Origin of the sequence: Devosia sp. (assembly GCF_036676215.1) — a bacterium.
GTDB lineage: Bacteria > Pseudomonadota > Alphaproteobacteria > Rhizobiales > Devosiaceae > Devosia.
This window is the reverse complement of sequence record NZ_JAKFDJ010000213.1, coordinates 1-19873: the sequence shown is the minus strand read 5'-3', so window position 1 is coordinate 19873 and position 19873 is coordinate 1. Positions and strand designations below refer to the sequence as shown.

The following is a 19873-nucleotide window of genomic DNA, read 5'->3' as shown; positions in this document are numbered from 1 at the left end:
GAGACCCGATCTGTTCCCCAGCTCCGTTCGTCACCCTCGGGCTCGACCCGAGGGGTCTTCACTTTCTTCTCCGCGCACAACGAGTGTAACGCCCTCGGGTCAAGCCCGAGGGTGACGATCTGTGCTTTGGGTGACCCCGTGCAGACGGGACAGGCCGGCACTCACCCCACCAGCGCCCCCGCGGCCGCCTCAACCGCGCCCGGCCCATGCGCAATGCCCAGCGCCTGCATGCCGGCCTCCATCGTCGCCAGTACGCCCAGCGTCATATGTGCATTCACATGCCCCATATGGCCAACGCGCAAGAAGTCCTGATAGGCCGGCTCGCTCGGCAAGGCCATGCCCAGCCCGATGCCCAGCGTCACGCCGGCCTCGGCCTCGAGCCAGCGGCGCAGCGCGCCGGCGCCGCCATTGGGGATCATCGCCGCCGTCACCGAATGGCCGCGCGCCGCCGAGTCGGCGATGTTGAGCGCAATGCCGCTGCCCCGGCCCCAGGCGTCGAAGGCCGTCCAGACGGTTCGGGCCAGTTGCCGGTGGCGCGCCCAGACCTGTTCAAGGCCTTCCTCGTCGAGCATCATCGTCAGCGCCTCACGCAGGCCATAGAGATGGTGCGTCGGCGCGGTGCCGCCGAAAAACTGCCAGAACTCGGTGCCGGTGCCGCGCGGCTTCCAGTCCCAATAGGGCGTCACCAGGTGGGCCCGCTGCGATGCCGCCAGCGCCTTGTCGGAAAACCAGATGAAGCCGAGGCCCGGCGGCAGCATCAGCCCCTTCTGGCTGGCGCCGACGACGACGTCGACACCCCAATCGTCCATGCGCAGCTCATCGCAGCCCAGCGAGGCGATGGCGTCGACCGCCAGCAGGGCCGGATGCCCGGTGCTGTCGATGGCGGCACGGATGGCGGCAATATCGTTGCGGGCGCTGGAGGCGGTGTCCACATGCGTCACCAGCACGGCCCGGATTTCGTGGCTTTTGTCGGCCCGCAGCGCATCCGCAATGCGCTCGGGGTCGGCCGGTGCGGACTTGCCGAAATCGATGATGTCGATCGCTACGCCCATGCGCTGCAGGCCCTCGGCCCAGCCATGGCCGAAGCGGCCGGTGGCGGCGAGCAGCGCCCGGTCACCGCGCGAAAACATGTTGCAGTTGGCCGCCTCCCAGGCGCCGTGCCCGTTGGCGATGTAGATGGCCACATGCTGGTTCGTCATCGCCACCCGCTTCAGGTCGGGTAGCAGCTCACCCACCATGTCGACGAGCTCGCCCTCATAGATATTGGGCGCCGTGCGGTGCATGGCGTTGAGCACGCGCTCGGGGGAAACCGAGGGGCCGGGAATGGCAAGGTAGGAGCGGCCGGTGGTGATGGGCATGAATGGTCCGAACTATGCGGCGGGAGATGCGGGCCATCAGATGAGACTCGTGCGCGGCGATCAAGAGCGTTGGGCGAATGACGCCCATAAGGGGAATTTATCTAGCTTGTGCGGCAGAGTCGCATAACGGCATGCAGGTGCCCCAAATGCCGTTCGGATTGGTTCATTATCCATTCATTGTCGTGACAAAATCCCGGCATTTGAACCCAGGTGCCACATTCCAGCGCGCGGCCCTTGCGCCGACTCATAAGTCTATGCTTATGTGTTGGCATGAGTGATGTCGATATCTTCAAAGTGCTGGCCGATCCGACCCGCCGCGCCATGCTGGAGCGGTTGGCAACGGCCGAGATGACGGCCACCGAGCTGCGCGAGGGCTTTGCCATTTCCCAGCCGGCCATGAGCCAGCATCTGGCGGTGCTGCGTGGGGCGGGGCTGGTCAGCGAGCGCCGGGAGGGCCGCTATGCCCATTATCGCGTGGAGCCGCAGGGCATGGCGCCGCTGCACGATTGGCTGGCCCGCCACCGTGCCTTCTGGCCCAGCCGCATCGACAATCTCAAGGACCTGCTCAAGGAGATGGACCAATGACCGATACGGACGCGCTGGTGTTCGAATGTGCGCTCGATGCGCCGCCTGAAAAGGTCTGGCGGGCGCTGACCATCCCCGAATATCTCGAACGCTGGCTCAAGCCTGCGGCCAGTCTGGACCTCGCTGTGGTCACGGCAGAAGAAAACCGGAGCCTCACCTATCGCTGGCGCGAGGCCGGGCAGGGCGCCATTGTCGGCATGGAAGACAGCCTCGTCACCTTCGAGCTCACGCCCACCAGTGATGGCGGAACATGGTTCAAGCTCACCCATGCGCCGCTCGCGGTGCCAGCCGCAGCCAATAGCAACGTGCCGCGCCAGACCATGGCGCTCGCAGCCTAAACCTGAATCAATTCAATGCTGAACGGAGGTTCGCCAATGCGCGACATGATGCAACTCGTCCCTATGGTCGTCGAACAATCGAGCCGGGGGGAACGAAGCTTCGATATCTATTCCCGCCTGCTGCGGGAGCGGATCATCTTCGTCAATGGCGAGATCGAGGACACCATGGCCTCACTGGTGACGGCGCAATTGCTGTTTCTTGAGGCGGAAAATCCCAAGAAGGAAATCTATCTCTACATCAACTCGCCGGGGGGCGTCGTGACCTCGGCCATGGCGATGTACGACACGATGCAGTTCATCCAGGCGCCGGTGGGGACGCTGTGCATGGGTATGGCCATGTCGGCCGGCTCGTTCCTGCTGATGGCCGGAGAGGCGGGCAGCCGCATCTGCCTGCCCAATGCCTCGATCATGCTGCACCAGCCCAGCGGCGGCTTCCAGGGCAAGGTCACCGACATCATGCTGCATGCCGAGGAGAGCCAGCGCCTCAAGCGGCGCATGCACAATCTCTATGCCAAGCATTGCGGGCGGACTTATGAAGAGGTCGAAAAGGCGCTGGAGCGGGACAATTTCATGACCCCCGAACAGGCCCGCGACTGGGGCCTGGTGGATCATGTCTATAGCGATCGCAGCCAGATCGAGGGTCCGGCTGCGACCGAGGGTCACTGAGCCGCGTTGCGGACCGCGGCGGTTTCAGCATCGGCGTCGGCGTGGACATATTGCTCGCCGACGCCAAACAGCCGGCCGCGTTCGGCAACGAGGATGCAGATCAGCGCCAGGATGCCCATGCCGAAGTAGCCTATCGCCGCCGGCACGGTGGTGCCGTTGAACAACTGGCCGGTATAGCTACCAATCAGCGCGCCGCCCACTGTCTGGATGAAGCCGAATACGGCGGAGGCCGTACCGGCGACCGCGCCGAGCGGTTCCATGGACAGCGAGTTCATGTTCGACGCGGCCCAGCCAAAGCTGAACATGATGATCGACAGCAGCGAGAAGAACAGCCACAGCGGCAGGAAGCCGCTGAGCGCGAAGGCCAGCCAGATCCCGCTGACGCTGGTGAAGGCCAACATGGCGCCGTGCGACAGCCGCCGCATGCCCAGGCGGCGGACAATGACCGAATTGGTGAAGGACGACACCGCCATCAACCCGGCCATGGCGGCGAAGGCGACAGGGAAGTAGACGCCCAGCCCATAGATATCGACATAGATCTGCTGGCTTGAACTGATGAAGCCGAACAGCGCGCCGAACAGGAACGTGCCGGCCAGACCGTAGGAAAAGGCCACGCGGTTTGTGCAGACGATGCGGAAGCCGTCGAAGACACCCCGAAAGGTCAGCGGGCGACGCTTGTTGAGCGGCAGGCTTTCGGGCAGGCGGAAGAAGGTCCATAGCCAGAAGGCGGCAGCCAGCAGGCCCATGAAAATGAAGATGGTCTGCCACGGGCCGGTCAGCAGCAGTATCTGGCCGATACCCGGCGCAATGATGGGGATGGCCATGAACACCATGAAGGTCAGCGACATCACCTCGGCCATTTCGCGGCCCGAATAGCGGTCACGCACCACCGCGGTGGCGATGACACGAACGCTGGCGGCGCCCATGCCCTGAATGAACCGCAGCACCAGCAGCACAGCGAAGCTCGGCGCAAAAACAGCGACGATGGCGGCGGTGATATAGAGGCCCATGCCCACCAGCAGCGGGGCACGGCGGCCGAAACGGTCGGTCAACGGGCCGAAGGCCAGCACGGCGATGCCCATGCCGAGCATGTAGGCCGAAATGACGAACTGCCGCTCGTTCTCGCTGGTCACGCCCAGCGCCTCGCCCATATAGGGCAAGGCGGGCAGCATGACGTCGATGGCCAGGGCGTTGAGCGCCATCAGCGCAGCCATAAGGGCAATGAATTCAGGGCGCGAAAGCACCCGCGTGAAATGATCGGACATCAAAGGAACCTGGAATGGAGCCGCCGCGAAGGCACGGGCGCCGGAAAATATGGAGGCGACCATGAACCCGCCGGGCGGCGTTTGCAAGACTTGATCGGCAGGAAACGATGGTTCCCGCCGACCTGATCAGGCAGGTTTGAGCGCGAAACTGGGCGCGCTGCGCTCGTTGATGGGCAGGTGAATGGCGGCCGAACCCAGCCCCAGCAGGATGCCGAGATACCAGACCAGGCTGTAGGAGCCCGTCTGGTCATAGACATAGCCACCCAGCCAGACACCGACGAAGGAGCCGATCTGGTGGCTGAGGAAGGCGATGCCATAGAGCATGCCCATATAGCGTGCGCCAAAGAACAGGCTGACGAGGCCGGCCGTCAGCGGCACCGTGGAGAGCCACAGCAGCCCCATCGAAGCGGCAAAGGCATAGGCGGTGATCTCGCTGACCGGAATCAGCAGGAACAGGCCAATGGAGATGGCGCGCAGGAAGTAGATGGTCGCCAGCAGCATCTGCTTGGGCAGGCGCCCGCCAAGATAGCCGGCGAGGAGCGAACCGACGATGTTGAACAGCCCGATGACCGCGATGGTCCAGCTCCCCACCTCCGGCGATAGGCCGCACTGCACCAGATAGGCGGGCATGTGGACGTTGATGAACGCCAGGTGGAAGCCGCAGACGAAAAAGCCGATGACCAGCAGGCGATAGGAGCCATGGCCCCAAGCCTTGGCCAGTGCGTCCATGAAGGGCAGGTCGGCGTGACCGGTCGTGTTCTCGGTGCGGCCGCGCAGGGCGTAGCTGAGCGGGACAATCAGCAGCAGGGCCATGCCGAGATAGAGCAAAGCCGATTGCCAGCCGAAGGCATTGATGAAGCCCTGGCTGATCGGCGCGAAAGCGAACTGACCAAAGGACGAGGCGGCGGTGGCGACGCCAAAGATCAACGAGCGCTTCTCAGGTGGCACCGAACGGCCAAAGGCGGCCATGACCACCGAGAAGGAGCAGATCGCGATGCCGACGCCGGTGACAATACCAGCGGTGATGGTCAGGATGCCTGCGTCGGGCGAAAAGGCCATGCCGAACACGCCCAGCGCATAGATGGCGGCGCCCACCGCTATGGTGCGGCCAGTGCCGACGCGGTCGGCAAAGGCGCCGGCGAAAGGCTGGGCAATACCCCAGGCCAGGTTCTGGATGGCCATGGCCATGCCCCAGCCCTCGCGCGTCAGGCCCAGGTCGCCGGTCATCGGCAGGGTGAACAAGCCGAAGCTGGTGCGCACGCCATTGCCGATGGCGGCAATCACGCAGCCGGCAATGATCAGCACGAGCAGGGGAACTGCGGGGCGGAGGGCGGACGAGGTCATGGTAACATCCAGATGTGGATGTCCTATCTACGCCCGGGCCGTCATCACGCCTAGTGACAATACGGAATGGGTCGCATCAATTCGGGTGATGAGACGGCAAAAAGCCCGGTCACGGACCGGGCTTTTTGAGGCGCTTGTGCTGACAGATCAGGCGGTCTGCTTGACCGCGATGCCGGCATTCTGCAGGTGCGTCTGCAGTTCGCCGGCCTGGAACATTTCGCGGACGATGTCGGCGCCGCCGACGAATTCGCCCTTCACATAGAGCTGGGGAATGGTCGGCCAGTTGGTATAGGCCTTGATGCCGTCGCGCAGTTCGGCGCTTTCGAGCACGTTGGCGCTGCCATATTCGACGCCGAGATAGCTCAAAATCTGCACGACCTGGCCGGAAAAGCCGCATTGCGGAAAGTCCGGCGAGCCCTTCATGAACAGGAAGACGTCGTTGTTCTTCACCTTGTCGTCGATGAAGGCGTTGATATCGGTCATGGGTGAAACCTCTCAATGGCCGGGGTCAAGATCCGGTTGCTGTTGCCTCCTAAATAGGACAGGAGTCGGGCGCTGTCGAGGTGTCAGGTCTGCACGAATGCTAGAGCCGCGCTGCAATCCATGGATGGTTGGTGCAGTCGTCCACCGTTTCGAACTGCACCGCGTCCCAGCCATGCTTGCGGGCGCCGTCGATGACCTTGGGCGTGTCGTCGAAGAACAGGGGCGGCTCGGATTGCGGTCCGATCCGCTGCTCGATGAAATCGAAGAAGCCACGCTCGGGCTTCCGGATGCCGGCGCGGGCTGAATAGAAGATGTCCTCGAACAATTCGCCTAGTCCCAGCGTCTGCCACAGCCAGAGCGCTCGCGTATGGTCCTGGTTGGTGGCGATATAGAGCTTGAGGTCGTTCCGCTTCTTCAGCATCCGGATGGCCCCAATGAGGGGCGTATTCAGAGTTGAATCATGGGTGAGCCAATAGTGCAGGAACGTCATGGGCGAACCCCTGTAGCCTAGTCCAGGCAGGCGGCGCTCGAGAGCATCGATCATCGCCATCTCGCCGACGACAACCTTCTTGATGAAGATGTCGAAGATGAACTCGGTGTTGAACCGGTCGGGATCGACGCCAAGGTCGGAGAGCAAATTCTCGTTCCAGCGCCGCGTCAGTTCAGGGCGCGCGTGATAGCCGTGCACCAGCACACCATCGACGTCGAAGAATACGGCTCGGGTCATGTCCGCTTTGCCATTGCGCCAAGCCCGGCAAGGACTTCGCGGGGAATGCTCAATTCCTGAATCACGTCATTGTGTCGGCGAAAGCCCACCAGTTCGCGCTGCACGAAATATTCCCAGACGACCTGGCGCGCCGTCGCCAGTCTGTCATCCCGGTCGGGCATAGCCTCGGCGAGCGCAGCAATGGCATTGACCACCTTGCGCTCCGCGGCGCCCAGTGAGGAGGCGCGCTCGGCAAGAATCTCGTGATCGATCGCCGCCGTGCCGGCGTCCGGGCGGACGGTGCGGATCAGCTCGAGCGAGTCGCGCAGGGACACGGCGGATTATTCCGGGACGTTGGTCTGCAAGGCCAAAGCATGCAGCGCGCCGCCCATGTCGCCCTGCAGGGCGGCATAGACCAGCTGGTGCTGCTGCACGCGCGACTTGCCGCGGAACTGCTCGGAGATCACCGTGGCGGCATAGTGGTCGCCGTCGCCGGCGAGATCGCGGATTTCAATCTGGGCATCGGGCAGAGCAGCCTTGATCCGGCGTTCGATTTCGCTGGCATCCATGGCCATGGCTTTGCTCCTGCTAACAGGCCGGCAAGTGGCCGGCGACCCCCATGATATGGCATGGGGGTGCCGTGCCTTCAATACGAGCCGGCTATTGCAGGGTCGTTACCGGCTGCGCGTCCTGGCGGGTCGAGAAATTGGCGATGATGAAATCGACGAGCGGCCGGACCTGTTCGGCCATTTCGGTGGCGAAAAAACAATCCAGCGAGTAGCCGTTTCCCGCGTCCACCGTTTCGGTATGCACCACAGTCAGGGGCACGCCCTGCGGCGAGTCGGTGCTGGTGCCTTCATAGAGCAGCGCGGTGTTGTTCTGATAGGCGGTGGTGCTCTTGTTGCTCAGGGCAAAGCCCGGGAAGGTCTCGGCCCAGCCCTGGCTTACCGCCGCATCGTCGAGGGCCGCGAGCGCTGCGTCTGCGGTCCACGCGGTGTCTTCGACGGCCACCACGGTCAGCACGCATTGCAGCGGCGCACCCGGATGATTGATCGTGACCGGGCCGCCGGGTTCGCCGATGACTGTCATGGCTTTGGGGTGGATCAACGTATAGGGCTGATCGGGCAGGGGCGAGCCGGTCATGGTCACGTCCTGGGCGAAGGCGGCCACCGGCACAAGGCTGAGTGACAGGGCCATCAGGCAGCCAAGTAGCGGTCTAAAGTGCATCGTAGTCTCCAGAAAATGACGCCGCCCCTTGGTGTCAAAGCACTCCAAAGAGCGGCGATCATAAGGCAACGGCGATGATTAGGCGGCCTCGTCGGCCATGTAGTTGGGGAACCAGCCCTCATGAGCCGCCTTGAGCGCGGTCACCGGCAGCGGCCGCGCTGCGCCGAGCACGAGATCGGTGCCGCCGGTCGTGCCGATCCAGGGCGCGAAAATGCCCAGGGCTTCGGCCTCGCGCCACAGCGCGGCCAGTGCCTCGCCCTGCGGATCGAGATTGACCGTCATCAGATAGCGCCCCTGATCCTCGCCGAAATATTGCAGGATCGGATCCTGGTCGACGAGGTCGGTCACCGTGGCGCCGATGCCCGAGGCCACGGCCATTTCGGCGAGCCCCACGGCCAGGCCGCCGTCGGAGAGGTCATGGCAGGCGGTGGCGACGCCGGAGCGGATCAGCTTGCGCACAAAATCGCCGGTGCGCTTCTCATGAGCCAGGTCGACATGGGGCGCCGGGCCGTCCTTGCGGCCGAACAGGTCGCGCAGATAGATCGACTGGCCCAGATGGGTGCCGCGGCTTGCCGGGGCGCCGATGAGCAGGATGACCTGATTGGCAGCGGCAAAGCCGATGCGCGCCATCTGGCTCCAGTCGGGCAGCAGACCGACGCCGCCGATGGTGGGGGTGGGCAGGATGCCCCGGCCATTGGTCTCGTTGTAGAGCGACACATTGCCCGAGACGATGGGGAATTCCAGCGCCAGGCAGGCTTCGCCGATGCCCTTGATGGCATGGACCAGCTGGCCCATGATTTCGGGGCGTTCGGGATTGCCGAAGTTGAGATTGTCGGTCGCCGCCAGTGGTTCGGCGCCGGTTGCGGTCAGGTTGCGCCAGCATTCGGCCACGGCCTGCTTGCCGCCCTCATAGGGGTCGGCCTCGCAATAGCGCGGTGTCACGTCCGACGAGAAGGCCAGCGCCTTGGTAGCGTGACCCTCGACGCGGATCACGCCGGCATCGCCACCGGGATGCTGCAGGGAATTGCCCTGGATCAGGGTGTCATATTGCTCATAGACCCAGCGCCGCGAGGCGGTCTGGTGGTCACCCATCAGGCCGAGCAATGCATCGGCCACGTCCATCTGCGGCACATCGCCGGTCGCCAGCGGCGCCGGCGTCTTTGGCACGGTCCAGGGGCGGTCATATTCGGGGGCCTCGTCGCCCAGTTCCTTGATCGGCAGATTGGCGACTTCCTCGCCCTGCCACTTCACCCGGAAGCGCAGGTCGTCGGTGGTGATGCCGACGGTGGCGAAGTCCAGTTCCCACTTCACGAATACGGCGCGAGCTTCGGCTTCCTTTGCGGGATGCAGCACCATGAGCATGCGCTCCTGGCTTTCGCTCAGCATCATCTCATAGGGCGTCATATGCGCTTCGCGCACCGGCACCTTGTCGAGATCAAGCTCGATGCCCAGGTCGCCCTTGGCGCCCATTTCGACGGCCGAGCAGGTGAGCCCCGCCGCGCCCATGTCCTGGATGGCGATGACGGCGCCGGTGGCCATCAGCTCGAGGCAGGCTTCGAGCAGGCGCTTTTCGGTGAAGGGGTCGCCGACCTGCACCGTGGGGCGCTTTTCCTCGATATCGTCGCCGAACTCGGCCGAGGCCATTGTGGCGCCACCGACGCCATCGCGGCCGGTCTTGGCACCCAGATAAACCACCGGCAGGCCGACGCCCTCAGCCTTGGAATAGAAAATCTTGTCGGTATCGGCGAGGCCTGCCGCGAAGGCGTTGACCAGGATATTGCCGTTATAGCGTTCGTCGAACTCGACTTCTCCGCCCACGGTCGGCACGCCAAAGGCATTGCCATAGCCGCCAATGCCGGCGACGACGCCGGAGACGAGGTGACGGGTCTTTTCATGGTCGGGCGCGCCGAAGCGCAGCGCGTTCATGGCGGCGACGGGGCGGGCGCCCATGGTGAAGACGTCGCGCAATATGCCGCCCATGCCGGTGCCGGCGCCCTGATAGGGCTCGATGAAGCTTGGGTGGTTGTGCGATTCCATCTTGAAGACGATCGCCTGGCCATCGCCGATATCGACCACGCCGGCATTCTCGCCCGGGCCCTGGATGACGCGCGGCCCGGTGGTCGGCAGCGTCTTGAGCCACTTCTTGGAGGATTTGTAGGAACAATGCTCGTTCCACATCGCTGAGAAAATGCCGAGCTCGGTATAGGTCGGCTCGCGCCCGATCAGGTCGATGATCTTCTGGTATTCGTCCGGCTTGAGGCCATGGTCGGCAACCAGTTCGGGGGTGATGCGGATGTCGTTGGGGATGGTCATCAAGCAGCGTTTCCGTAGGGAGGCTCTGGAAAATATTCCATGAACGTCTGGGTGGAGCGGGCGACGTCTTCGCCGAAGAGGTGACCGACGAGCCACAGGGCCATGTCAATGCCGGCCGAGACGCCGGCGGCGGTCAGCACATGGCCGTCGCGTACATAGCGTAGCTCTTGTTCAAGAATGGCCCCGGGTGCCGAGGCGCGGAAGAAGTCGAAGGCGTTGCGGTTGGTGGTGGCATGCTTGCCGTCGAGAAAGCCGGCCCTGCCGAGCAGCGCCGCGCCGGTGCAGACCGAGGTCTGCCAGGTGGCGGCGGCGAGATAGGGCTTGAGTGCGGCGATGAACGCCTCGTCCTGCGCCAGCGGGCGGGTCCCCCTGCCGCCGGGGACGAGCACGACATCGGCCTTGGGTGCGCCGGCAAAGGCGTGATCGGCGACGACATAAAGGCCCTTGGCGCAGCGGATCGCCGGTTCGGGCCAGCCGACGGTGAACACATCGAGCGGCGCGCCGATCTGCTTGGCCATGGAGAACACTTCCCACGGACCGACAAAGTCCAGCTCCTCGACGCCGTCGAAGATCACGATGCCGACGCTGATGGGCGCTGCGGTATCAGCCATCGACCGCCACCTGGCGAGGCGCAAGCGCCCGGTCCAGCGCAATGACGAGGAGGCTGAGCACCGCCAATGCCACGCTCATATAGATGGCGTTGACCAGCACCTGCGGATAGCCCAGTTCTACCGCATTGAGGATGGGGTAGGGGTATTGCTGCACCCAGACGCCCCGCGCCATGACGTAGATGAAGTATACCAGCGTCGGCAGCAACATGACGGACAGATTGGCCCAGCGCAGCGAGCCGTGGGGCTGGGCTCCCAGCCACCACAGCAGATAGAGGGCGGGGCAGATGTAATGCAGGATGGTGTCCGCCAGCAGGAGCAGGCCGCCCAGCACGTTGAGGTGGCGCAGGACGAAGTACACGTAGAGCGCAACCAGCGCGATACTGGCGGCCGTGAGGCCGCGCATAACCGGCTGGCGGAACAGCGCTAGCCGCGATGTGGGCAGCACCTCCGACAGGTAGATCAACACCACAATGGCGTTGGTCAGGATGGTGTAGAAGGCCAGGAAGTGGCCCAGAAAGCCCGGAAAATCGCGGCCATTGGCGAAGGCCAGCTGCATCGAGAGGATGAACTGCAGGACGAGACCGGCGGCGCCGAAGAGCAGGCCGAGCCAGGTAAGGAGTGTGCGCGGGTTGATCGGCGCGCGCGGATTCATCAGGCGGCTTGACCCAGCAAGCCGGTGAACAGCGCCCGTCCGTCGTCGCCGCCATGCGCGACTTCGATGAGGTTTTCCGGGTGGGGCATCATGCCCAGCACGTTTTTCTGCTCGTTGAAGATACCGGCAATGTCGTGGATTGAGCCGTTGGGATTGGTGCCTTCGGCATAGCGGAAGGCCACGCGGCCATCACCTTCGAGGCGTTCCAGCGTAGCACTATCGGCAAAGTAGTTACCGTCGTGATGGGCAACGGGGCAGCGGAAGATCGCGCCTTCGGTGTAGCCCCGGGTGAAGTCGGTATCGGCGTTGACCACCTCGAGCTTGACCTCGCGGCAGACGAATTTGAGGCTCATGTTGCGCATCAGGGCGCCGGGCAGCAGGCCCGCTTCGATGAGGATCTGGAAGCCGTTGCAGACGCCGAGAACCTTGACGCCCTTGGCCGCCCGTTCGCGGACCTTGTCCATGATGGGGGAGCGCGCGGCGATGGCGCCGCAGCGGAGGTAATCGCCGTAGGAGAAGCCGCCCGGGATGACGATCAGGTCGACATCGGGCACGTCGGCATCCTGATGCCAGACGACGGCCGGGGCGGTACCGGAAACCTTGGTCAGCGCCGCGATCATGTCGCGGTCGCGATTGAGACCGGGAAAGACGATGACTGCGGATTTCATCGGCTGGTCCTCGCTATGTAGGGGTTAGCGAGGTCCTTGTGATGAGTCTTGCGCGAAAAGGCAAGGGCCGGGAATGCATATCCCGGTCCCGCTCAGTCGAATGGTGCGCCGACGCTACTCGGCGGGCGAGGCGAGAGTACCCTCGGGGCTCGAGCGCGAACCCCTGGTGCCGGGCAGGTGCGCCCAGGCTGGGCGCTCGAACAGGAACCTGCCGAATCCGACGCGCTGGACGATCCAGTAGAGCACCAGCGGCGAGACGATGGCGATGGCCATGGTGAGCAGGCTGAGCAGGGTAGGTTCGTCCAGGCCGAGCTTGATCAGCACGGTGCGGGCAATGCCCATGGGCAGCACGAAGGCGACATAGACGATCAGCGATTTCGACCCCATCCAGCGCAACCAGTTCATCCAGGGCAGGCGGGTGAGCAGGGCCGCCAGTACGCAGAGCGCCGCCGTGCCGACCAAAGCCAGGGCGAGGTGCAGGCCGGGCAGGCCGGCATAACCCATCACCGGGTGGATCGGATCCATCGCAAAGCCCGGCGAAAACACCAGCGCCCCGTTGATGATGGCCCAGATGGCCAGGCCGACCAGCGCGATCGCGGCGCGGTCAGAGGCCCAATCCGCGAGGCGGAACAGTTGCGGCGCCAGCACGAAGCCGGCGTAGAAGAAGACGAAGTATTCGGCGAACTGGTCGATCAGGTAGCTGCCGGTGTGAATGGGCGCCATCTGCAGGATGGCGGCAATGCCAAACACCGCCCAGGCCGAAGCGCGCAGATCATGCAGCAGCTTGGTGGCGGCGCTGACCACGGCCAGCATGTAGATGAACCACAGCACCCCATAGGGCTGAATGACGGCCCAGGCGATTTGCTCGAGAGCGCCGACCGGATCGGTGGCCAGCAGGCCGACCTTGAAGATGATGTGGATCAGCGCCCACAGCACGTAGAAGTAGAGGTAATGCACCACCCGGCGATCGGTATAGGCGCGCCACGGCCGGTCGATCACCTGGGACAAGAACAGACCCGAGATCAGGAAGAATTCCGGCATGCGGAACGGGGTGGCAAAGGCGATGGCCCAGTGCAGGGCGCCGACCCCGCCGGTATCTTCCCCGACGCTCGAGGCCGCATACATCATCACGACGAGAAAGATGGACAGACCCTTGGCCATATCCACCCAGTCGAGACGTTTGGCGGTTGTTGACATGTGACGCGCTCCCAGAATTTGGGAGGCAATCTACTGCCAAGCCGTCTTCGGGAGGCTAACGCCTGCGTGAATGTACCGGTGAAATGGCGGATTGGTAAGCATTTGACTAAGGCGCAACGCACAGTTGCTGCCAAAGGACTACGCTTCTATAGCCCGCTGAGGCGGACCGCACCGAAATCACGGGACATGGGACTTATTGGTCTTTCTAGACCGGAACGGACGCATAGGCCGCGAACAACAGGCCCATGGTGGCGACGAACATGACTGAAAGCGAAATGGTTTTGAGCATGGCAGTATGGTCCTGCGCCATTAGGCGGCGCGACTGATGTTATCGCCCGAAGGCGTTAATGTGTGATTTCGACCGAGTAGTTTTCGATGACGGTATTGGCCAGCAGCTTTTCACACATGCTGTTCAGCTGAGAACGCGCGCTTGCCTCGTCGGTTCCGTCCAGGACAAGGTCAAACACCTTGCCCTGTCGCACCGAGGCAACGCCCCCAAAGCCGAGGCTCTTGAGTGAGCCTTCGATCGCCTGACCCTGCGGATCGAGGACGCCGGCCTTGAGGGTGACGGTGACGCGCGCTTTCATTGCAATACCCTAACGACGGACTTACTGGACCAGGCGCGGACCGGTGGTCAGCGCGTTGTCGGTTTCGACCAGGATGCCCAGGCGCTGGGCGACTTCGCGATAGTTCTCGATCAGCCCGCCAAGGTTCTCGCGGAAGCGGTCCTTGTCCATCTTGTTGCGGGTCTTGATGTCCCACAGACGGCAGCTGTCCGGGCTGATTTCGTCAGCCAGCACGATGCGCATGAGGTCGCCCTCATAGAGGCGCCCACACTCGATCTTGAAGTCGACGAGCTGGATGCCGACACCCATGAACAAGCCGGTCAGGAAATCATTGACGCGGATGGCCAGGCTCATGATGTCGTCGAGCTCGGCCGGGGTGGCCCAGCCGAAGGCGGTGATGTGCTCTTCGCTGACCATGGGGTCATGTAGCGCATCGTCCTTGTAGCAGAACTCGATGATCGAGCGGGGCAGCTGGGTGCCGGGCTCGAGGCCCAGGCGCTTGACCAGCGAGCCGGCCGCATAATTGCGCACGATGATCTCGAGCGGGATGATCTCGACTTCCTTGATCAGCTGCTCGCGCATGTTGAGCCGCTTGATGAAGTGAGTCGGAATGCCCAGGCCGTTGAGCTTGGTGAAGACGAATTCCGAGATTCGGTTGTTGAGCACACCCTTGCCATCGATGATCTCGTGGCGCGCGCCGTCTCCGGCGGTGGTGTCGTCCTTGAAATACTGAACCAGAGTGCCAGGCTCAGGACCTTCAAACAGGATCTTGGCCTTGCCCTCGTAGATTTTGCGTCGGCGGTTCATGGGGAATCCGGACCGTTGTGAGGAGGGAGAATTTGGCCGCTTCATGCGCTAGAATCCTGCAAAAAGGCAAGCTCTTTCGCATGACTGCCCCGGATGGGGAGCGCCCGCACCGTGCATAAGGTCGCATCGCGGCGGCAGCCGTTGATTTGATTTGCCGAACCGCCTATGTCGATTGGCAAGCGCCGGAGAGGCGGCAGACACGAAGCCACGCGGGAGATTTGCATGAGCCAGTTCGAGGATCGGCAGAAGGGCCAGGAAGCCAAATACGCTTTCGACGCCGAAAAGAAGTTCAAGGCAGAAGCTCGTCGCAACAAGCTGGTGGGCATCTGGGCAGCCGAATTGATGAGCCTCACCGGCGATGACGCCAAGGCCTATGCCGCCGAAGTGGTGGCCGCTGATTTCGAGGAAGCCGGCGACGAGGACGTGTTCCGCAAGGTCTCGGGCGACCTCAAGGCCAAGGGGCTGACCATCGGCGACGACGTGATTCGCCAGAAGATGGCCCAGCTGGTGCTGGTGGCCAACGAGCAGATCGCCGCCGAAGGCTGATCGCACGACGCTCCGACATTGCAGAGGAGTCGGCCCCGGCCGGCTCCTTTTTTTGTGCGGTCAGTCTATCCGCAGCGCCATGCCGATGGAGGCCGGCATGACCGGCTCGAAGCCATATTTGGCGTAGATGCGCTTTGCATCGCCATCGGCGATCAGGCTGACATAGGCGCTGGCCGGTGCATGGGCACGCAGGTGATCGACCAGGGCCGCGACGATTTTCTTGCCCAGACCCCGGCCCTGATGCGCCGGTTCCACGGCGATATCGACGATCTGGAAGGCGGTCCCGCCGTCGCCGATGACGCGTCCCATGCCGACGGTATCGCCGCCATGCCGGATAGTGACGGCAAACCAGGTATTGGGCAGGCCCGCTTCGGCGGCGGACTGGGTCTTTTCGCTCAGCCCGGACACAAGGCGCAGCCGACGATAGTCATCAACGCTTGGGGTGCCGGCAATCAGCTCATAGAGGCTCATTTGAGCCGCTGCATCAGGCGGGTGAACATCAGCAGGCCTTCCGGCCAGGGACCGTGGCCCGAGGCAGTATTGATGTGGCCCGCCTCTCCCGCCTGATGGAAGTCCGAGCCCCAGCAGGTGGCGAATTCAACCGCGCGGTCGATCGTGCAGAGCGGATCGTTGGTCGAGGCGACCAGAATCGACGGAAACGGCAAGGGATCGCGCGGGATCGGGCGGAAGCCAAATGCCTCCGCCGGAACTTCGGGACTCAGTTCGAGATCGGGCGGAGAGACGAGAAATGCGCCCCGGACATTGTCGGGCAGTTGCGGCGCGGCATGCGCCACGGCGATGACCGAAAGCGAATGAGCAACCAGCACGACGGGGCGGATGGTGAGCCGCGCGGCCTGGTCGATGGTCGCGACCCAATCGTCGAGGTCAGGCTCGTGCCAATCGGCCTGCTCGACGATGGCGGCATTGCCCATCCGCTCGGCCCAGCGCGTCTGCCAGTGGCCCGGGCCGGAATTGCCCAGGCCGGGCAGGATCAAGATGTCGCATTCCGAAATCTTCATGTGCGGTGCGTCCTGTCACGATAGAAAGCGGCACTGGTCTGAGTGAGGCCTATGGCTTTGTAGAAGCCTTCGGCGCCCGGCAGCGCCAGCAGCGTGATGGTGCAGCCTGGGCCGAGGATTTCCGCCGCCTTGTCCATCATGATACTGCCGATGCCCTGGCCCTGACTGGTCTCTACCACCGCCATGTCGGCGCAGTAGCAGATCCAGTTCCAGTCCGTCATGCCGCGGAACAGGCCGACCAGCCGACCGCTGTCATCGCGCGCGGTGACGACGAGGTTGGAATTGTCCAGCATGGCCTGGACGCGCTCGGTATTGCCGAGCGGGCGGGTCGGGCCCAACGCCGATTGACCGACGCAGGCAATGTATTCCTCAGCGGTGAGGCCGGTTTCCTGGGCGCAGATGATGCTCATCACGCCTCGCCAAAGACGCGCTGGAAGATCGTGTCGACATGCTTGAGGTGATAGGCATCGTCGAACATGGCGTCGATTTGCGTATCACTCAGAGTCACTTCCGGGTCGGCCTTGAGGTTGGCTGCGAACTGGCCGGCGCGATCGCCCTGCATGGCCCAGACCTTCATGGCGTTGCGCTGCACGGCGGCGTAGCTGTCCTCACGGGAGTAGCCGGCCTGGGTCAGCGCCAGCAGCATGCGCTGGGAATTGTGCAGGCCGCCGAGCAGGTCGAGATTGCGGCGCATGTTCTCGGGATAGACCACCAGCTTGTCGATGACGCTGGTGAGGCGGGCCAGGGCAAAGTCCAGCGTCACCGTCGCGTCAGGGCCGATCATGCGCTCGACCGAGGAGTGCGAAATGTCGCGCTCGTGCCAGAGAGCGACGTTTTCCAGCGCCGGGACCACCATGCCGCGGACCAGACGAGCGAGGCCGGTGAGGTTTTCCGTCAGCACCGGATTGCGCTTGTGCGGCATGGCTGAAGAGCCTTTCTGGCCAGGGGAGAAAAACTCCTCGGCCTCGAGCACTTCGGTGCGCTGCAGGTGGCGGATCTCGATGGCGACGCGCTCGATGGAGCTGGCGACGACGCCCAGCGTGGCGAAGAACATCGCGTGGCGATCGCGCGGGATCACCTGGGTCGAGACCGGCTCGACGCTCAGCCCCAGCTTTTCGGCGACATATTCCTCAACCTGCGGATCGATATTGGCGAAGCTGCCGATGGCGCCGGAGATGGCGGCGGTGGCGATCTCGGCGCGGGCCGCGACGAGGCGGGCGCGGTTGCGGCTGAATTCGGCGTAGGCTTCGGCCAGCTTGACGCCAAAGGTGGTCGGCTCGGCATGAATGCCGTGGCTGCGGCCGATGGTGATGGTGTTCTTGTGCTCATAGGCGCGGCGCTTGAGCGCGGCGAGCAGGGCATCGCAATCGGCGATCAAGAGGTCGGCGGCGCGTGCCATCTGCACCGACAGAGTGGTGTCGAGAATGTCCGAAGAGGTCATGCCCTGGTGCACGAAGCGGGCGTCGGGGCCGACGATTTCGCTCAGGTGTGTCAGGAAGGCGATGACGTCATGCTTGGTGGTGCGCTCGATCTCGTCGATGCGGGCCACGTCGAAGCCATAGTCGCCGGTCGCAGCCTTGCGGGCATTCATCACGTCCCAGATGTTCTGGGCGGATTCCTTTGGCACCACGCCGAGTTCGGCGAGCTTGGTGGTGGCATGCGCCTCGATCTCGAACCAGATGGCAAAGCGGGTCTCGGCCGACCAGATGGAAACCATTTCGGGGCGAGAATAGCGCGGGATCATGGGCTTGGGCTTTCGGGTTCAGAAATCGATTCAGGCAAGACGGGTGGTGGCGGCATGCCTTATGGCGGCAATGCGCGGCTGATAGGTGGCGGCATCGTTGCCGCCATAGACGGAAGAGCCGGCAACCAGGACATTGGCCCCGGCATCGGCCACGGCACGGGCATTGTCGGCGGTGATGCCGCCATCGACCTCAAGGTCGATATCGCGGCTGCCGATCAGCGCCCTGGCCTGGCGGATCTTGTTGAGCGATTCAGGGATGAAGCTCTGGCCGCCAAAGCCGGGATTGACCGACATGACCAGCAGCAGGTCGATATCGTCGATGACATGTTCCAGCGCCGAAACGGGCGTCGCCGGATTGAGCGCCACGCCGGCCTCCTTGCCCTCGGCCTTGATGGCCTGCAGCGTGCGGTGCAGATGCGGGCCGGCTTCGGCATGCACGGTGATGATGTCGGCGCCGGCGCGGGCAAAGGCCGCCACATAGGGATCGACCGGGGCGATCATCAGATGCACGTCGAAGGGCAGGGCGGTGAACTTGCGCACCGAGGCCATGACCAAGGGACCAAAGCTGATATTGGGCACGAAATGACCATCCATGACGTCGACATGGATATAGTCGGCGCCCGCGGCCTCGATAGCGGTGATTTCCTCACCCAGCCGCGAAAAATCGGCCGACAGGATGGACGGAGCGATGCGGATGGGTCGCGTGGTCATGCAGGCGGCACCTCAGCCGGGAGGAGATGAGGCTGCTATAGGGCGGGAAAGGGGGGAAGGGCAAGGGCAGAGGGGCGCAGCGAGGGTCTCTTTGGCGCCAGAGCGTGGACCTGGACCACGTCCGCCTTCGGCCCCACAGCGGCCATAGGTTCAGACATGACACCGATCCATCTGCGGGGTCGCGGCACCCTTGCCGTCAATAGGGGTGTCGATCCGCCTTGTTCGTCCAAGCCTCGTAAGCCTCGAGTCCGGTTTCGCGCTCGAAGTTCTCGGTCACCTTGATGCGGCGCTCGGTCCAAGGCTTGGTGAAGTCTTCGTACTGGAAAGCGTCATCGAACCCGATGGCACTCGTATCCTTGAGGCTGGCGGCAAAATAGAGATGGTCGATGCGCGACCAATAGATGGCGCTCATGCACATCGGGCACGGTGCCCCATTGATATAAATCTCGCACCCCTTCAGCATCTTGGCTCGCTCAGGCACCGGATCGACCGAGCCTTCCTCGCGCGGGATCATCTCGAGAATGGTACCAGCGCCATACTCGCTGCCAAGCAGGGCCTTGGGGTTGAGGCGTGTAGAGGCATCAATGATGGCGGTGATTTCAGCGTGAAACACGGGAATACCCGTCAACAGCACCCGATTCTGGCCCCGTCCGATGATCTCTCCATCTTTGACGATGACAGCGCCAAATGGCCCGCCCCATCCCTTGTCCACCGATTCAATGGCAAGGCGCGTTGCCTCTTCCATGAACCGCTTTTTATCCGGCGACACTGCAGCTTCCGCCGCCGTCACGGAAAACCCGGCTGTAGCCGCCGCGCCTGCCGCGATCGCCGTTGCCATGAAAATGCGGCGGTTCGGGTTGACCAGTTCGTCACGATAGCCGCTGTGGCAGCCAGTTTCGTGCGGGCCATTGCAGGTGCAGTCCGTCATGATTTCCCCGTCGTGCTGAAAGCCGGGCCAAGCCGCCCAATTGCAACGAGCCTATTTTCCAACAGAAAAGATAGGATTAACGGGCCTTTACAGGCAAACGACGTGGTGACCCGACTGCAATCGCATCCCGTTCCCGAGG

General features: G+C 63.5%; 25 protein-coding genes. 4 read left to right on the top strand and 21 right to left on the bottom strand.

From position 1 onward, the window contains the following. Positions 1-161 precede the first annotated feature (161 nt). A complete protein-coding gene (locus tag V6M52_RS17330; protein ID WP_332702080.1) occupies positions 162-1358 on the bottom strand; it encodes a pyridoxal-phosphate-dependent aminotransferase family protein in 1197 nt (398 codons plus the stop codon). Between the two features lie 270 nt (positions 1359-1628). Between V6M52_RS17330 and V6M52_RS17325 the strand changes: the two genes are divergently transcribed. Genes V6M52_RS17325 through V6M52_RS17315 form a run of 3 tightly spaced genes read left to right on the top strand, consistent with a single transcriptional unit; the run spans position 1629 to position 2947 of the window. Beyond that, on the top strand, positions 1629-1943 hold the full coding sequence (locus V6M52_RS17325) for an ArsR/SmtB family transcription factor (RefSeq protein WP_332688109.1): 315 nt from the start codon (positions 1629-1631) through the stop codon (positions 1941-1943). Further along, positions 1940-2281 carry an SRPBCC family protein gene (locus V6M52_RS17320; protein ID WP_332702078.1) on the top strand — a complete coding sequence of 114 codons (342 nt, stop codon included), beginning with the start codon at positions 1940-1942 and terminating at the stop codon, positions 2279-2281. The genes V6M52_RS17325 and V6M52_RS17320 overlap by 4 nt, the downstream gene beginning before the upstream one ends. 36 nt (positions 2282-2317) lie before the next feature. Further along, a complete protein-coding gene (locus V6M52_RS17315) occupies positions 2318-2947 on the top strand; it encodes an ATP-dependent Clp protease proteolytic subunit (protein ID WP_332688107.1) in 630 nt (209 codons plus the stop codon). Here V6M52_RS17315 and V6M52_RS17310 read toward each other — a convergent pair. The 14 genes from V6M52_RS17310 to purC form a co-directional block, all read right to left on the bottom strand. Beyond that, positions 2941-4212, bottom strand: coding sequence for a multidrug effflux MFS transporter (locus tag V6M52_RS17310; RefSeq protein WP_332702076.1), 1272 nt, complete (start codon positions 4210-4212; stop codon positions 2941-2943). The two genes, V6M52_RS17315 and V6M52_RS17310, sit on opposite strands and share 7 nt — an antisense overlap. Before the next feature lie 126 nt (positions 4213-4338). After that, complete coding sequence (locus V6M52_RS17305; RefSeq protein WP_332702074.1) at positions 4339-5556, bottom strand: MFS transporter; 1218 nt, start codon at positions 5554-5556, stop codon at positions 4339-4341. 147 nt (positions 5557-5703) lie between these two features. After that, positions 5704-6039, bottom strand: coding sequence for a Grx4 family monothiol glutaredoxin (gene grxD, locus V6M52_RS17300; RefSeq protein WP_332688104.1), 336 nt, complete (start codon positions 6037-6039; stop codon positions 5704-5706). Positions 6040-6139: 100 nt separating this feature from the next. Further along, on the bottom strand, positions 6140-6766 hold the full coding sequence (locus V6M52_RS17295) for an HAD family hydrolase (RefSeq protein WP_332702072.1): 627 nt from the start codon (positions 6764-6766) through the stop codon (positions 6140-6142). After that, entirely contained in the window at positions 6763-7080 is a 318-nt protein-coding gene (locus tag V6M52_RS17290) for a DUF6665 family protein (protein WP_332702070.1), read from the bottom strand. The genes V6M52_RS17295 and V6M52_RS17290 overlap by 4 nt, the downstream gene beginning before the upstream one ends. A 6-nt stretch (positions 7081-7086) precedes the next feature. Then, entirely contained in the window at positions 7087-7320 is a 234-nt protein-coding gene (locus tag V6M52_RS17285) for a BolA family protein (protein ID WP_332688101.1), read from the bottom strand. Between the two features lie 85 nt (positions 7321-7405). Beyond that, positions 7406-7972 carry a hypothetical protein gene (locus tag V6M52_RS17280; RefSeq protein ID WP_332702068.1) on the bottom strand — a complete coding sequence of 189 codons (567 nt, stop codon included), beginning with the start codon at positions 7970-7972 and terminating at the stop codon, positions 7406-7408. A 78-nt stretch (positions 7973-8050) separates the two neighbouring features. Then, positions 8051-10285, bottom strand: coding sequence for a phosphoribosylformylglycinamidine synthase subunit PurL (gene purL, locus V6M52_RS17275; protein ID WP_332702066.1), 2235 nt, complete (start codon positions 10283-10285; stop codon positions 8051-8053). Continuing rightward, entirely contained in the window at positions 10285-10896 is a 612-nt protein-coding gene (locus tag V6M52_RS17270) for a DJ-1/PfpI family protein (protein WP_332688099.1), read from the bottom strand. Before V6M52_RS17270 ends, purL begins: the two co-directional genes overlap by 1 nt. Then, a complete protein-coding gene (locus V6M52_RS17265; RefSeq protein ID WP_332702065.1) occupies positions 10889-11548 on the bottom strand; it encodes a Pr6Pr family membrane protein in 660 nt (219 codons plus the stop codon). The genes V6M52_RS17270 and V6M52_RS17265 overlap by 8 nt, the downstream gene beginning before the upstream one ends. Next, on the bottom strand, positions 11548-12216 hold the full coding sequence (purQ, locus tag V6M52_RS17260) for a phosphoribosylformylglycinamidine synthase subunit PurQ (protein WP_332687570.1): 669 nt from the start codon (positions 12214-12216) through the stop codon (positions 11548-11550). The genes V6M52_RS17265 and purQ overlap by 1 nt, the downstream gene beginning before the upstream one ends. A gap of 114 nt (positions 12217-12330) precedes the next feature. Then, positions 12331-13413 (bottom strand): acyltransferase family protein, encoded by a 1083-nt coding sequence (locus V6M52_RS17255; protein ID WP_332687569.1) that lies wholly within the window; start codon positions 13411-13413, stop codon positions 12331-12333. A gap of 344 nt (positions 13414-13757) precedes the next feature. Beyond that, a complete protein-coding gene (purS, locus tag V6M52_RS17250; protein ID WP_332702063.1) occupies positions 13758-14000 on the bottom strand; it encodes a phosphoribosylformylglycinamidine synthase subunit PurS in 243 nt (80 codons plus the stop codon). Positions 14001-14021: 21 nt separating this feature from the next. Beyond that, positions 14022-14786, bottom strand: coding sequence for a phosphoribosylaminoimidazolesuccinocarboxamide synthase (purC, locus tag V6M52_RS17245; protein WP_332687566.1), 765 nt, complete (start codon positions 14784-14786; stop codon positions 14022-14024). A 222-nt stretch (positions 14787-15008) separates the two neighbouring features. Between purC and V6M52_RS17240 the strand changes: the two genes are divergently transcribed. Continuing rightward, positions 15009-15332, top strand: coding sequence for a DUF1476 domain-containing protein (locus V6M52_RS17240; RefSeq protein WP_332687565.1), 324 nt, complete (start codon positions 15009-15011; stop codon positions 15330-15332). Between the two features lie 60 nt (positions 15333-15392). Here the strand turns inward: V6M52_RS17240 and V6M52_RS17235 are convergent, their stop codons facing one another. The 6 genes from V6M52_RS17235 to V6M52_RS17210 form a co-directional block, all read right to left on the bottom strand. After that, on the bottom strand, positions 15393-15803 hold the full coding sequence (locus V6M52_RS17235) for a GNAT family N-acetyltransferase (RefSeq protein WP_332702061.1): 411 nt from the start codon (positions 15801-15803) through the stop codon (positions 15393-15395). Then, a complete protein-coding gene (locus V6M52_RS17230) occupies positions 15800-16351 on the bottom strand; it encodes an RBBP9/YdeN family alpha/beta hydrolase (RefSeq protein WP_332687563.1) in 552 nt (183 codons plus the stop codon). The genes V6M52_RS17235 and V6M52_RS17230 overlap by 4 nt, the downstream gene beginning before the upstream one ends. Then, the gene (locus V6M52_RS17225) at positions 16348-16761 is read right to left on the bottom strand and encodes a GNAT family N-acetyltransferase (RefSeq protein ID WP_332687562.1); all 414 of its coding nucleotides are present in this window, start codon (positions 16759-16761) and stop codon (positions 16348-16350) included. Before V6M52_RS17225 ends, V6M52_RS17230 begins: the two co-directional genes overlap by 4 nt. Continuing rightward, the gene (gene purB, locus V6M52_RS17220) at positions 16761-18095 is read right to left on the bottom strand and encodes an adenylosuccinate lyase (RefSeq protein WP_332702059.1); all 1335 of its coding nucleotides are present in this window, start codon (positions 18093-18095) and stop codon (positions 16761-16763) included. The genes V6M52_RS17225 and purB overlap by 1 nt, the downstream gene beginning before the upstream one ends. Positions 18096-18125: 30 nt before the next feature. Then, on the bottom strand, positions 18126-18806 hold the full coding sequence (gene rpe / locus V6M52_RS17215; protein WP_332702057.1) for a ribulose-phosphate 3-epimerase: 681 nt from the start codon (positions 18804-18806) through the stop codon (positions 18126-18128). Positions 18807-19002: 196 nt separating this feature from the next. Further along, a complete protein-coding gene (locus V6M52_RS17210) occupies positions 19003-19734 on the bottom strand; it encodes a nucleoside deaminase (protein ID WP_332702055.1) in 732 nt (243 codons plus the stop codon). Positions 19735-19873 lie beyond the last annotated feature (139 nt).

What these genes read in the sequence shown, in the direction of transcription:
- V6M52_RS17330 (WP_332702080.1), bottom strand. Translation starts at nt 1,358, where the DNA reads ATGCCCATCACCACCGGCCGCTCCTACCTTGCCATTCCCGGCCCCTCG.
- grxD (WP_332688104.1), bottom strand. Translation starts at nt 6,039, where the DNA reads ATGACCGATATCAACGCCTTCATCGACGACAAGGTGAAGAACAACGAC.
- purB (WP_332702059.1), bottom strand. Translation starts at nt 18,095, where the DNA reads ATGATCCCGCGCTATTCTCGCCCCGAAATGGTTTCCATCTGGTCGGCC.
- V6M52_RS17285 (WP_332688101.1), bottom strand. Translation starts at nt 7,320, where the DNA reads ATGGCCATGGATGCCAGCGAAATCGAACGCCGGATCAAGGCTGCTCTG.
- V6M52_RS17315 (WP_332688107.1), top strand. Translation starts at nt 2,318, where the DNA reads ATGCGCGACATGATGCAACTCGTCCCTATGGTCGTCGAACAATCGAGC.
- V6M52_RS17305 (WP_332702074.1), bottom strand. Translation starts at nt 5,556, where the DNA reads ATGACCTCGTCCGCCCTCCGCCCCGCAGTTCCCCTGCTCGTGCTGATC.
- purL (WP_332702066.1), bottom strand. Translation starts at nt 10,285, where the DNA reads ATGACCATCCCCAACGACATCCGCATCACCCCCGAACTGGTTGCCGAC.
- V6M52_RS17265 (WP_332702065.1), bottom strand. Translation starts at nt 11,548, where the DNA reads ATGAATCCGCGCGCGCCGATCAACCCGCGCACACTCCTTACCTGGCTC.
- purQ (WP_332687570.1), bottom strand. Translation starts at nt 12,216, where the DNA reads ATGAAATCCGCAGTCATCGTCTTTCCCGGTCTCAATCGCGACCGCGAC.
- purS (WP_332702063.1), bottom strand. Translation starts at nt 14,000, where the DNA reads ATGAAAGCGCGCGTCACCGTCACCCTCAAGGCCGGCGTCCTCGATCCG.
- V6M52_RS17230 (WP_332687563.1), bottom strand. Translation starts at nt 16,351, where the DNA reads ATGAAGATTTCGGAATGCGACATCTTGATCCTGCCCGGCCTGGGCAAT.
- V6M52_RS17325 (WP_332688109.1), top strand. Translation starts at nt 1,629, where the DNA reads ATGAGTGATGTCGATATCTTCAAAGTGCTGGCCGATCCGACCCGCCGC.
- V6M52_RS17235 (WP_332702061.1), bottom strand. Translation starts at nt 15,803, where the DNA reads ATGAGCCTCTATGAGCTGATTGCCGGCACCCCAAGCGTTGATGACTAT.
- V6M52_RS17240 (WP_332687565.1), top strand. Translation starts at nt 15,009, where the DNA reads ATGAGCCAGTTCGAGGATCGGCAGAAGGGCCAGGAAGCCAAATACGCT.
- V6M52_RS17295 (WP_332702072.1), bottom strand. Translation starts at nt 6,766, where the DNA reads ATGACCCGAGCCGTATTCTTCGACGTCGATGGTGTGCTGGTGCACGGC.
- V6M52_RS17210 (WP_332702055.1), bottom strand. Translation starts at nt 19,734, where the DNA reads ATGACGGACTGCACCTGCAATGGCCCGCACGAAACTGGCTGCCACAGC.
- rpe (WP_332702057.1), bottom strand. Translation starts at nt 18,806, where the DNA reads ATGACCACGCGACCCATCCGCATCGCTCCGTCCATCCTGTCGGCCGAT.
- V6M52_RS17310 (WP_332702076.1), bottom strand. Translation starts at nt 4,212, where the DNA reads ATGTCCGATCATTTCACGCGGGTGCTTTCGCGCCCTGAATTCATTGCC.
- V6M52_RS17280 (WP_332702068.1), bottom strand. Translation starts at nt 7,972, where the DNA reads ATGCACTTTAGACCGCTACTTGGCTGCCTGATGGCCCTGTCACTCAGC.
- V6M52_RS17320 (WP_332702078.1), top strand. Translation starts at nt 1,940, where the DNA reads ATGACCGATACGGACGCGCTGGTGTTCGAATGTGCGCTCGATGCGCCG.
- V6M52_RS17255 (WP_332687569.1), bottom strand. Translation starts at nt 13,413, where the DNA reads ATGTCAACAACCGCCAAACGTCTCGACTGGGTGGATATGGCCAAGGGT.
- V6M52_RS17225 (WP_332687562.1), bottom strand. Translation starts at nt 16,761, where the DNA reads ATGAGCATCATCTGCGCCCAGGAAACCGGCCTCACCGCTGAGGAATAC.
- V6M52_RS17270 (WP_332688099.1), bottom strand. Translation starts at nt 10,896, where the DNA reads ATGGCTGATACCGCAGCGCCCATCAGCGTCGGCATCGTGATCTTCGAC.
- purC (WP_332687566.1), bottom strand. Translation starts at nt 14,786, where the DNA reads ATGAACCGCCGACGCAAAATCTACGAGGGCAAGGCCAAGATCCTGTTT.